This is a genomic window from Andreprevotia lacus DSM 23236 (assembly GCF_900176275.1).
Lineage (GTDB): Bacteria > Pseudomonadota > Gammaproteobacteria > Burkholderiales > Chitinibacteraceae > Andreprevotia > Andreprevotia lacus.
Genome location: NZ_FWXD01000018.1, coordinates 20,838 through 31,685, shown reverse-complemented (window position 1 = coordinate 31,685; position 10,848 = coordinate 20,838). Strand labels below are relative to the sequence as shown.

The following is a 10,848-nucleotide window of genomic DNA, read 5'->3' as shown; positions in this document are numbered from 1 at the left end:
TGAAGGAAATGATCAAGGACTGTGATATGTATGCTCTGGTATTTAGGGAGTTTGAAAGTTACTACCAGGCTGATGAACTTGTTTGGGAGGATTTGGCATTTATAGAATTGGCAAAAAATTCAGCGTATAGGCTGTCATTTTTTGCAAAAAAGGGGAATTTGCAAGCAGTTGTAGCTGTGCTGCAAGAGGCAAGGAGCGATAAGGCAGGAAAATTTGTAGAGGATCTAGAGCGTGAAACGAATGTTGATTGGCGGGAGGGTGGTAATTGGGAAGTATTTCAGAATCAGGTTGATATGATTTTAAAATTTTTGGATGAAAGTCGGGAGCGCCCGGAATGCTGAAAAATGGGGTCATGAAAAAAAGAATATTAGGGGACAGAGCACGTTTTATGGTCTATGTTTCAGCCAGTTTCGTTAACTGGAGAAGTCCATGCCGCGCCGCGCCCGTGTCTATCTTCCCGGTGTTCCGCTGCATCTGATACAGCGGGGCAATAACCGGCAGGCCTGCTTCTTTGCCGACGAGGATTACCGGGTCTACCTGGATTGGCTAAAAGAATACGCGGGCAAGACAGGCTGCGCGGTGCACGCTTACGTATTGATGACCAATCATGTGCACTTGCTTTTGTCGTCATCTGCCGCCGAGGGCAATATTGGGGGACAGACCACGTTTTATGGCCGGCAGTTTCCGGCAGTTTCATCAAACGCCGCTAAAAAAACTCCGGAAATCCGGGGTCAGGTCTCAATACTGTTTGGTTAGCCAGATTTCCGCTCCTCCCGCACTAGCACCTGCACTGACCAGTCCCCCTGCCGCCTGCGTGGGTAGCAATGATCATGGGCAGCATACGGCGAGTTCCGTCGCTTCACCTGCCTGGGCGCGCGCTGCCCCACAGTACGTACCGCCCGCAAGCGCGCACCCGCTGCCAGCCACTCACGAAACCAGCGCCTTGCGGCTGCCCGCCCTGGGGGGAAAGGCCCCGGAGCGGGGCTGGGTACGCCGCAGCAACTGCACGTGTCCCACGAACGAAAGATCATCATGACGACTGCGGTGCGCACTGGCGACCTGATGCATCAACCAGCGCACCGCATAGTGCGCCAGCACCCAGCCATAAAACTCCTGCCTGACCAGCTCAGGCGTCTTGGAGCGTAACGTCCTGCGCCCCTGCTGCAAATGGGTCTTGAGCTCATCGAACACCGCTTCAACCTGCCAGCGTGCGTGATAGCACGCTGCCAGCTCGGCTGCCGGCGCCGCTTCGGCCGACAACAGCGTCGTCATCAGGCGATAGCGTATGGCCGCGCCGTCCAGCTTGGGCAAACTGTACTCGATGACCCGCACCGGGATGCCATCCATGTCCTGCCGTCTTGCCTTGTCATCGGGATAGATCACGCTCAGGTAAGAGCCATCCGGCAAGGCCGTCACGACCGGCAGGCGGCGGTTATGCGCGCAGCGCCAGAGCAGATCAGCCCCAGTGGCCCGGGCGGCCTGCCAATGCGCATAACCGTTGAAGCCCCGGTCTGCCAGGCACAGCATGCCGGCGTGCAGGTTGGCCAGCAACGGTTGGCAAATCGCCCACTCGGCACTGCGATAAGGTCCCAGATGGGCGGCAAAGAGGGCATGGGTACCGCACTCGACCAGCACCGCGCATTGCGCCTGAGGATAGCCAGCCTGGCCGGTACGGCTGCCGGGGTAGCCAAATGCAGTCACATTCTCGACTTCGTCGGGCAGATCGATATTGCTGCCATCGATGGCCACCAGGCGCAGGCCACGATAGAAGGCATGCGGATGATGAGCGGGATCGGCCAGGGGTACGCAGGCCGCAGCCATTAAAGCCTGTAGCGGCTCGGCACCGAGCTTGCTGCGCAATTCGCTGATGGAAGACTTGTTGACGGGAGATGGCTCGGGCCGGCCTTCGGCCCAGGCGAGGCCTTGCGCCACCACCGAAAATACCGCCTCATAGCTGGCTTCGGGGTAAAGGCTGAGGGCCATGCAGTAGTAGACGCCGGCCAAGGCAGGAAAGCTGCGGATGCGCTGGCTGTTGCGGCCCTGCTGATCCAGAATCTGGTTGATCAGCGGGGCGGGGTAAACTCTGGCCAGCAGGCTGGCGCTGAGGTGGTCACTGAGCCTTGCGCCACTACTGAGGACTGCCTTGGTCCGTGCCATCGCTGCACCTTGGGGGGAGATGGCTCAGTATAGGATAAATGCACCTAACCAAACAGTATTGGGTCAGGTCTTGTTTTTTGCATTCCACCCCAGCCTGACCTAAGTTGAAACTCCAGTTTGTGCAGGAGTTTCAACATCGTGGCCCGTCCGTTGCGGTTAGCGGGAAATTCGGGGTCAGGTCTTGTTTTTTGCATTCCGCCCCAGCCTGACCTATGTTGAAACTCCAGTTTGTGCAGGAGTTTCAACATCATGGCCCGTCCGTTGCGGTTGGAGTTTGCTGGTGCGCTGTACCACGTCACCGCACGCGGTGATCGGCGCGAAGATATCTATCTGAATGATGCCGACCGCCAGCAGTTTCTGTTGCTGCTGGGGCAGGTGTGCGAGCGCTTCAACTGGCGGGTGCAGGCGTATTGCCTGATGAGCAATCACTACCACCTGCTGGTGGAAACGGTGGAAGGCAATCTATCGGCCGGCATGCGCCAGCTCAATGGCGTGTATACGCAGGATTTCAACCGCAGCCATGGCCGGGTGGGTCATGTGTTTCAGGGGCGCTATAAGGGCATTCTGGTCGAGCGGGAAACGTATCTGCTTGAGCTGGCACGATATATCGTGCTCAACCCGGTGCGTGCCGGCATGGTGGCCAGTGCAGCAGACTGGCCATGGAGCAGCTATAGCGCCATGCTGGGTGATGATGCCCCTGACTGGCTGGCGGCAAAGTCATTGCTGGCCTGCTTTGGCGATCAAGCCGATGCGGCCCGGTTGGCCTATTGCCGCTTTGTCGCGGCGGGTCTGCATCGCCCCTCGCCGTGGCAGGCGGTGCGTGGGCAGGTGTTTCTGGGCAGCGATGCTTTTCTGGCACAAATGCAGGCCCGGTTGGCAGAGCAGGGTACAGATGCAAGCAGCCTGCACGAAATCCCCCGCGCCCAACGCCGACCGCAAGCCCAGCCGCTGGCTTGGTATGCAGCAAATCACGCCAGCAGAAACGAGGCGATTGCCGCAGCTTATCGCAGTGGTGGCTATACCCTGCAGGAAGTGGCTGTGCACTTTGGTCTGCACTATGCCACGGTCAGCCGAATCGTTAAAAATGGGCAAGACAGCGTGGCAAGCGGCAAACAGCGCTGAAGGCACAAAGCAAGGCCGCCGTGTGGGGTGGTCTGGTTTTTTGTGTCAGCTTTGCACTGAGTTCTGTTGAAAGCCTTCAGCTTGCATGGCCGCTAACGAGCTTGTTGCGAGTTTGATACAGTGTGCTGTCGATACTTGCCTGGCATAATTTTTTGCTGATTTGGCGTCTTTCCTTGCTTAGTGGCGGTGTCTTGGCGATAGGCGATTGCTGTTTGTCATTCGGTTACATACCAGTTTGTCCAGATGGTATCGGGTGAATGTATGATGCGCCTGCTATTTTTCTTACGTTGTATTTCAAATTTCTCATGCAGTTCGATCAGGCGCACCAGTTAATCGCAGCCATGCTGTGGAAGGGCTTGCTGCTATCGTTGCCGGTGCTGCTGGTTGCGATGGTGGTAGGCCTGTTGATCAGTGTCATCCAGGTGGTGACGCAGGTGCAGGACATGTCGCTCAGTTTTGTGCCCAAGCTGGTGGCCAGCGTGGTGGCGCTGATCGTGTTCGGCCCGTGGATGCTGCGCACGCTGCTCAGCTACGCCACCAACCTGATCCTGAGTGCGGGGCAGCATGGCTGACATGCTGGGCTTGGCGCTGCGCTACGATACGGCGCGGCTGGTGGCCACGCTGCTGTGCGCAACGCGGCTGGCTGCTGCCATTTCGCTCACGCCGGTTTTGGCCGGGGTGGCCATGCCCACGCGCTTGCGCGCGATGCTGGTGCTGGCCTTGGCGTTTTGCATGGCGGGCTGGCAGGGGCCTTTGCCCGCGCAACCTCATGATGTGTTCGGTTTGGCGGGCATGATGCTGGCCGAGGTGCTGTTTGGCGCCGCGCTGGCGTTTGGTGTGTTTACCGCGTTTGGCGCGTTTTCGCTGGCCGGCCATTTGCTGGATTTCCAGATCGGCTTCAATCTTGGCGCCTTGTTTGACCCGGTTACGCGCCGGCAATCACCAGTGCTGGCGCGCCTGTTCGATCTGTTTGCCGTGGTGGCGTTCTTTCTGGCCGATTTGCACCATATGCTGCTGCGCGGCTTTGCTGCCACTCTGGAGGTGGTGCCGCTGGGCACTTTCCGGCCCATGCAGCTTTCGCCCACCGTGCTGGTGGAGCAGCTGGGCAGTATGTTCGTCTATGGCCTGAAGCTGGCCGCACCGGTGATGGTGTGCCTGCTGCTGGTCGAGCTGGGCATGGCGGTGCTGTCGCGCAATATTCCGCAGTTGAATGTGTTCGTGATCAGTATGCCGCTCAAGGTGTTGATCGGCTTGAGCATGCTGGCGTTCTCGCTGCGCTATCTGGGCCCCGTGGTGGCCAAATCCCTGAATGCCATGTTCCCGTTCTGGGAACGCGTGCTGGCGGCGTAAGGCGATCATGGCAGAGCAAGATCACGATCGCAGCGAGCAGGCGACGCCCTACAAACTGGAGCAGGCGCGTGGCAAGGGCTCGGTGGCCAAGAGTGTGGACCTGGTCTATGTCGGCGTGCTGTGCGCTTTGCTGGTGTTTTTCTTCGGTTATGGCTGGCATGCGGTCAACCAGATACTGACCATCTTGCAGGCCGTGCTGAACGAGGCCGGGCGCAGTGATTGGTCGGCCAACGGCATCATGAGCTGGCTGGGGGCAGTGCTGTTGGCGCTGGCCAGCCCGCTGGCGCCATTGCTGCTGTCGGTGATGATTGCGGCGGTGGTCACCAGCCTGGCGCAGACCGGGCCGGTATTCAGCGTGCACCCGATCAAGCCGGACTGGAACAAACTGAATCCGGCCACCGGGTTCAAACGTTTCTTTTCGATGCGCATCGTGTATGAATCCGGCAAGAGCGTGCTCAAACTGGTGGTGATCGGCGCCGTGCTGGCGATGGGGCTGCTGAACATGCGCACCATGCTGGTGGCGCTGCCCAATGCCGATGTGCATCAATACGGGCGTGTGCTGCTGGAGCAGTGCGGCTCGCTGCTGTTCAAGATGGCGATGGTGATGGCGATTTTCGCCATCGTGGACTTTGCCTTTGCGCGCTGGGAATACCTGCGCCAGATGCGCATGAGCCGCCGCGATATTCGCGATGAACACAAAATGCGCGAAGGTGACCCGCGCATCCGCTCGCGCCTGCGCGAATTGCGTATGGAATTTCTCAAGCGTACCAAGGGTTTGGCGCAGATTCCGGAATCGGATGTGTTGATCACTAATCCGGTTCATTACGCGGTGGCGGTACGCTACAAGCATGGCGACATGCTGGCGCCGCAGGTGGTGGCCAAAGGTGCAGGCGGCATCGTAACCAAGATGAAACAGGTGGCAGCACGCCACAATGTGGTGGTGGTGCAGAACCCGCCGCTGGCGCGTGCCTTGTTCCGCCAGGTGGATACTGAGCAATACGTACCTGAGTCCCTGTACCCCGAGGTGGCCAAAATCCTGGTGTGGATTTACGCCATGCGCCGTGCGCGTGCCAACCAGCAGGGGAGCGCAGCATGAACGCATTGCGCCGCGTTTTTCAGCAAAATACGGATATCGCCATCGTCCTGCTTGTGATGGGCGTGCTGGTGGTGCTGTTCACCCCCATCCCGGCCGGCTTGCTGGATGTGCTGATTCTGGCCAACTTCAGCTTTGCGCTACTGATCCTGCTGCTGACGTTCTATATGCCCAAGCCGGTGGAGTTCTCCACCTTTCCGTCGCTGCTGCTGATTGCTACCTTGTTCCGCTTGTCGTTGAATGTGGCGGCAACCCGGCTGATTCTGGGCCATGGTGATGCAGGCAGGGTGATCGGCGCCGTGGGCGGCTATGTGATCGGCGGTAACTATGCCATCGGCCTGATCGTGTTCCTGATCCTGATCGTAGTGCAGTACGTGGTGGTGACCAACGGTGCACAGCGCGTTTCGGAAGTTGCCGCGCGTTTTACGCTGGACAGCATGCCCGGTCAGCAGATGAGCATCGATGCCGATCTGAATATGGGCTTCATCGATCAGGAAGAAGCCAAGCGCCGTCGTAAAAACCTGGAGAAGGAAGCCGGTTTTTATGGTGCCATGGATGGCGCCAGCAAGTTTGTGAAGGGCGATGCGATTGCCGGCATCATCATCATGCTGATCAACATCATCGGCGGCTTGGTCATCGGCGTGATGCAAATGGGCATGCCGCTGGCTGATGCCATGCGCACCTTCACGCTGCTGACGATTGGTGACGGTATTGTCACGCAGGTGCCGGCACTGGTGATTTCGGTGGGTACAGGCTTGATCGTCACGCGCTCGGCATCCGATGCGCACTTGGGCAAGGAAGTGATCCGGCAGTTGGGCGCATTTCCGAAAACGTTGCTGCTGGTTAGCGGTGCGCTGGGCGTGTTGTTGTTTTTGCCGGGTATTCCAGCCTTGCCGGCAGCGGGGTTGTCTTTGGGCTTTTTCGCGATGGCCTGGTGGTCGCGGCGTTTGCAAAACGAGCCCGCTGCAGCAGATGCACAGGATGATGCAGACGCTGCCAGTGATGAAGAAGATGCCTACGGCGAACTCGATATCGAGCCGGTCGAGGTATACATCGCACCCAGCCTGGGCAGTTTGCTGGGCGAGTCGCAGCTAGTGTTGATGGAGCGCATCGGCGTATTCCGCAAGCAATATGCCAGCGAATCAGGCCTGGTGCTGCCCAAGGTCAAAATCCGTGAGGCGGCGCGCATGCCGCAGGACGGGTACGAGATCGCCATTTATGGCGCCGTGGCCGCCCGCAGCGAGTTGATGCCTGCGCATACGCTGGCGATTCGTGCCAATCCGAATGCACGCAAGCTCAATGGCGTCGAGACCAAGGACCCAAGCTACGGCTTGCCGGCGGTGTGGATTGAAGACAGCGAGAAGGATGCGGCCCGTGCCGGCAAATATACGCTGGTCGACCCGGCCACCGTTTTCCTCACCCATCTGTGTGAGGTGCTGCGCCAGCAATCGGCAGCGCTGTTGACCCGCGCCGAGACCGACCGGCTGTTGAACCGCCTGCGCCAGCAGCAGGCGGGCCTGGTGGAGGAGATCGTGCCCACTTTGCTGAGCGTGGGCGACATTCACCGCGTGCTGCAAAACCTGCTGCGCGAAAAGGTATCGATCCGCGCCTTGCAGGCCATTCTGGAAACCCTGGGTGAAGCCGCCAAGGCTAGCAAGGACATCAACTATCTGACCGAAATGGCGCGGCAACGCTTGGGGCCCATCATTTGCCAGGCATTGGCGAACAATCAGAACGTGTTGCAGGTGCTGACGCTGGATCCAGCGGTTGAGCAGCGCCTGCTGCAAGGCATTCATCCGGGTGAGAACGGTGTTGCCGGAATTGATCCGCAAACCACCGAGAAAATGCTGCGCCAATTGGCGCAACAGGTAGAGAAAATGATGAAGAGCAATCTGATGCCGGTGCTGCTATGCACGCCCGAACTGCGCCGCCAGCTGCGCATGTTGTCGGAGCGGATGATGCCGCATCTGCGGGTGATTGCGTTGACCGAAGTGCCCAATACGGTGGAGCTGCGGGCGTTTGGTTCGGTAGCGGCAGGATAAGAAGATATGACGACTGATGCTTTTGTAATCGCAGCCCAGGCGCTGCAGCGCGATAGCCAGCGCATCGATATGTATTCGCACAATATGGTGAATGCCAATACGCCGGGATACCGTCGGCAGGTGGGCCAGCTGCAGTCCTTTGCCAGCGTGTTTGACGGTCAGGTACAGGCAGCACCGTATGAGACTAGCGTTGATACGACCCCGGGCGCGTTCAAGGCCACCGGTCGGGCACTGGATCTGGCGTTGAGTGGCGATGCCTATTTCAGCGTGCAGGGCCCGGCTGGCGTGGTGTATACCCGCCGCGGCGATTTCCAGGTGGCGGCAGATGGCCGGCTGGTAACCGATACGGGCATGCCGGTGCTGACAACCCAGGGCGAGCTGCGCTTGCCTCCCGGCAACGTCAAGGTCGACAGCGCCGGCAATATCCGGGTGGATGGCAATCTGGCCGGGCAGTTGCAGCTGGTTCGTTTCGAGCAGGGAATCACACTGCAGGCGGTTGGCAATGGCACCTATCGCGCGCCGGCTGGTGCAGCGGCCGGACAAGCTCAGGCTGAAGTGCGCAGCGGCTATCTGGAAATGGCCAATGTATCGACCGCAGCCGAAATGGTCGGGCTGCTGGAAACCATGCGGCATTTCGAGGCCAGCCAGAAGCTGTTCCAAGGCTATGACGACGCCATCAGCAAGGCTATTCAGAAATTTGGCGAATTCTAGGAAGCAAAAGCGTGATTGATGCACTTTATCTTGGTGTCAGTGGCATGTCCTCGCAGCAGGCGCAGATTGATGCGATTGCCCAAAACCTGACCAATATGAACACCCCGGGCTTCAAGGCGACGCGGGTGCAGTTTCACGAGGTCATGAACAAGGGTATGTCGGCCGCCGATGCCACTGGTGGCGCACCCGTCATGCAGCCGGGCGGCGTTGCCGCCAACCCGCTGCAGTTCGATTTCACGCAGGGTAGCCTGCGTGTAACCGGGACCGATGCAGACATTGCGATTGATGGCACGGGTTTTTTCAAGGTAGCGCTCAGCGATGGTACGGCAGCCTATGTACGTGGCGGTACGCTCTCCGTGGATGACAATGGTGTGCTGATGACGGCGCAAGGTTATGCACTTGAACCCAAGGTGCAGTTGCCGACTAATGCCACGGGCTGGAAGGTCTACCCCGATGGTCGTGTAGAGGCGCATTTCCCCAGTGGCACGGCCCCGGTTGAAATTGCACGCCTCGAGTTGTCGCGTTTTGCCCGGGCGGATGCGCTGGAGGGCATGGGTAACGGCTTGTTCCGCAGCACTGCTGCCTCGGGCGAGGCGGTTACCGGTACGCCCGGCAAGGACGGTATGGGCACCTTGGCCCAAGGGCAGCTTGAAGGTGCCAATGTGAACATGATCGACGAAATGGCCCGCTTGATGCTGGCCCAGCGTGGTTATGAGCTTAGCAGCAAGCTGGTACAGACCGCCGATGAACTGATGGGCATGGTCAACAACCTGCGCCGCTGATGTTGTCGATGCTGCGCCATTTCCTTTTCTGCTGCTTGAGCTTTTGCGCTGCCACGATGGCCAGTGCGGGTACTGTGTCTGCGACGCTGATAGAACAGGCCACCGTCGAGGGTGGCTTGGTACGCTTTGCGGATCTGGCCCGGTTGAACTGCAGCGATACGGCTGAGTGTGCCCGGCTGGAGTCTCTGCAGTTGGGTTCTTCCCCACGTATTGGTGAGCTGCGTACGCTGACGCGCACTCAGCTCGTGACTGCCTTGCGGCAAGCCGGTTATGGACCGGCGGCGCAGATAGCGTGGCAAGGCGCCACCGCGGCGCAGTTGCGCACCCGCGGCCAGCTGCTTGATGTTCGCTTGCTGGGCGAGGTTGCGCTTGATGCGTTGCGCTCGCGCTACGTGCAGGACCAGCCTGTATTGGCCGTCCAGGATGTGCCGACTGGCATCGAGGTGCCTTTGGGGGCTGTCGCGGCTGTTGCCAGGCCGGTGCCGGGACGCTTGAAGTCACAGCAGACCGTCACCGTGGATGTGAATGTAGATGGGCGGTTCTATCGCAGCGTAGCGGTGTCGATCACGGCCCAAGCTATGCGCGATGGCTGGTTTGCTCGGCAAGATATGGCTGCCGGTGCCGCAGTTGCATGCGTGCTGTTCGAGCGCCGGCAGATTGATGTGGCGCGTGTGCCCAACTTGCCGGTTGCGCCGGATTGCAACGGTACGCAGCGCTTGTCGCGCGCGCTCAGAGCCGGTGAACTGCTTGATGAACTGGCTGCCAGGACAGCGCCTGCCATTGCCTTGGGCGATCGGGTGCCGTTGCAGGTAGAGCAGGGCGCCGTGCGTTTGCAGACGGTTGCTGTTGCGCTGGCCGACGGGGATGTCGGCAGCGTGATTCAGGTTCGCCCTGTTGCGGGTACCGAGCCGGTGAAAGCCCGTGTACTGGGGCGCGGCCAGATTGTTTTGATAGGTATGCAATGAACAGATACGTCACCGTTGCTTGCGCGTTGCTGCTTTGTGCAAGTGTTGAATCCGTTTGGGCCGAGGCGCTCTACAACGAGCAGACTTACCACGCGTATGTCGCTGATCGCCGTGCCTACCGGGCGGGTGATCTGCTGACCGTCATGGTGGTAGAGAACTCGACGGCAGCAACAACGGCCGATACCTCGGCCAGCCGCAACAACGATGTTGGCTTGAAGCTGGACTACGACAATCGCGTCAAGCATGGCGCCAGCCTGCAGGTGGGTAATGATTTCGATGCGCAAGGCCGTGTGCAGCGCTCTGGGCGTTTGCTGGCGCAGATTACCGTGAACGTGGTTGCCGTTCGACAGAATGGTGATCTCGAGGTCAATGGCCGGCAGATGCTGGATATCAACGACGAGAAACAGGAAATCTTGCTGCAGGGTGTGGTGCGTCCCGCGGATGTCGACAAGGGCAATACCGTGCTTTCCTCGCGACTGGGCGAGGCATCGATCCGCTATGCGGGGCAGGGCGAGCTGGCGGATCGGCAGAAGCCATCCTGGTGGAGCCGCTTGTTGACGGTATTGGGGTGGTAATGGCAATGCGCTGCTGGGTGAAATGTGTACTGTTGCTGTCCCTGTCGTTGC

12 protein-coding genes are annotated in these 10,848 nt (G+C 59.4%); 11 read left to right on the top strand and 1 reads right to left on the bottom strand.

The features are described from left to right. Window positions 1-8 precede the first annotated feature (8 nt). Together B9A19_RS14790 and B9A19_RS14785 are read left to right on the top strand one after the other, a co-directional pair. Window positions 9-341 carry a hypothetical protein gene (locus B9A19_RS14790; RefSeq protein WP_139798871.1) on the top strand — a complete coding sequence of 111 codons (333 nt, stop codon included), beginning with the start codon at window positions 9-11 and terminating at the stop codon, window positions 339-341. Between the two features lie 88 nt (window positions 342-429). Then, window positions 430-756 carry a transposase gene (locus B9A19_RS14785; RefSeq protein WP_217807078.1) on the top strand — a complete coding sequence of 109 codons (327 nt, stop codon included), beginning with the start codon at window positions 430-432 and terminating at the stop codon, window positions 754-756. A gap of 171 nt (window positions 757-927) precedes the next feature. On the opposite strand, the gene B9A19_RS14780 is transcribed toward B9A19_RS14785, so the two are convergent. Continuing rightward, window positions 928-2,157 carry an IS4 family transposase gene (locus B9A19_RS14780; RefSeq protein WP_084091581.1) on the bottom strand — a complete coding sequence of 410 codons (1,230 nt, stop codon included), beginning with the start codon at window positions 2,155-2,157 and terminating at the stop codon, window positions 928-930. A gap of 249 nt (window positions 2,158-2,406) precedes the next feature. Between B9A19_RS14780 and B9A19_RS14775 the strand changes: the two genes are divergently transcribed. The 9 genes from B9A19_RS14775 (at window position 2,407) to B9A19_RS14735 (ending at window position 10,797) form a co-directional block, all read left to right on the top strand. Continuing rightward, a complete protein-coding gene (locus B9A19_RS14775; protein WP_084091580.1) occupies window positions 2,407-3,279 on the top strand; it encodes an REP-associated tyrosine transposase in 873 nt (290 codons plus the stop codon). 305 nt (window positions 3,280-3,584) lie between these two features. Beyond that, window positions 3,585-3,851, top strand: coding sequence for a flagellar biosynthetic protein FliQ (locus tag B9A19_RS14770; RefSeq protein WP_084091579.1), 267 nt, complete (start codon window positions 3,585-3,587; stop codon window positions 3,849-3,851). Next, entirely contained in the window at window positions 3,844-4,629 is a 786-nt protein-coding gene (locus tag B9A19_RS14765; protein ID WP_084091578.1) for a flagellar biosynthetic protein FliR, read from the top strand. The genes B9A19_RS14770 and B9A19_RS14765 overlap by 8 nt, the downstream gene beginning before the upstream one ends. A gap of 7 nt (window positions 4,630-4,636) precedes the next feature. Next, window positions 4,637-5,725 (top strand): EscU/YscU/HrcU family type III secretion system export apparatus switch protein, encoded by a 1,089-nt coding sequence (locus B9A19_RS14760; RefSeq protein WP_176216955.1) that lies wholly within the window; start codon window positions 4,637-4,639, stop codon window positions 5,723-5,725. Then, on the top strand, window positions 5,722-7,764 hold the full coding sequence (gene flhA, locus B9A19_RS14755) for a flagellar biosynthesis protein FlhA (protein ID WP_084091576.1): 2,043 nt from the start codon (window positions 5,722-5,724) through the stop codon (window positions 7,762-7,764). The genes B9A19_RS14760 and flhA overlap by 4 nt, the downstream gene beginning before the upstream one ends. 6 nt (window positions 7,765-7,770) lie before the next feature. Continuing rightward, window positions 7,771-8,475, top strand: a complete 705-nt coding sequence (locus B9A19_RS14750) for a flagellar hook-basal body protein (RefSeq protein WP_084091575.1) — start codon at window positions 7,771-7,773, stop codon at window positions 8,473-8,475. An 11-nt stretch (window positions 8,476-8,486) separates the two neighbouring features. Then, on the top strand, window positions 8,487-9,257 hold the full coding sequence (locus B9A19_RS14745) for a flagellar hook-basal body protein (RefSeq protein ID WP_139798870.1): 771 nt from the start codon (window positions 8,487-8,489) through the stop codon (window positions 9,255-9,257). Next, window positions 9,257-10,222, top strand: a complete 966-nt coding sequence (gene flgA, locus B9A19_RS14740) for a flagellar basal body P-ring formation chaperone FlgA (protein ID WP_084091573.1) — start codon at window positions 9,257-9,259, stop codon at window positions 10,220-10,222. The genes B9A19_RS14745 and flgA overlap by 1 nt, the downstream gene beginning before the upstream one ends. Further along, on the top strand, window positions 10,219-10,797 hold the full coding sequence (locus B9A19_RS14735) for a flagellar basal body L-ring protein FlgH (RefSeq protein ID WP_084091572.1): 579 nt from the start codon (window positions 10,219-10,221) through the stop codon (window positions 10,795-10,797). Before flgA ends, B9A19_RS14735 begins: the two co-directional genes overlap by 4 nt. Window positions 10,798-10,848: the final 51 nt, after the last annotated feature.

Bases quoted from the DNA above. Each gene is read 5' to 3' on its own strand.
- B9A19_RS14790 (WP_139798871.1), top strand. From the start codon at position 9: ATGATCAAGGACTGTGATATGTATGCTCTGGTATTTAGGGAGTTTGAA.
- B9A19_RS14785 (WP_217807078.1), top strand. From the start codon at position 430: ATGCCGCGCCGCGCCCGTGTCTATCTTCCCGGTGTTCCGCTGCATCTG.
- B9A19_RS14780 (WP_084091581.1), bottom strand. From the start codon at position 2,157: ATGGCACGGACCAAGGCAGTCCTCAGTAGTGGCGCAAGGCTCAGTGAC.
- B9A19_RS14775 (WP_084091580.1), top strand. From the start codon at position 2,407: ATGGCCCGTCCGTTGCGGTTGGAGTTTGCTGGTGCGCTGTACCACGTC.
- B9A19_RS14770 (WP_084091579.1), top strand. From the start codon at position 3,585: ATGCAGTTCGATCAGGCGCACCAGTTAATCGCAGCCATGCTGTGGAAG.
- B9A19_RS14765 (WP_084091578.1), top strand. From the start codon at position 3,844: ATGGCTGACATGCTGGGCTTGGCGCTGCGCTACGATACGGCGCGGCTG.
- B9A19_RS14760 (WP_176216955.1), top strand. From the start codon at position 4,637: ATGGCAGAGCAAGATCACGATCGCAGCGAGCAGGCGACGCCCTACAAA.
- flhA (WP_084091576.1), top strand. From the start codon at position 5,722: ATGAACGCATTGCGCCGCGTTTTTCAGCAAAATACGGATATCGCCATC.
- B9A19_RS14750 (WP_084091575.1), top strand. From the start codon at position 7,771: ATGACGACTGATGCTTTTGTAATCGCAGCCCAGGCGCTGCAGCGCGAT.
- flgA (WP_084091573.1), top strand. From the start codon at position 9,257: ATGTTGTCGATGCTGCGCCATTTCCTTTTCTGCTGCTTGAGCTTTTGC.
- B9A19_RS14735 (WP_084091572.1), top strand. From the start codon at position 10,219: ATGAACAGATACGTCACCGTTGCTTGCGCGTTGCTGCTTTGTGCAAGT.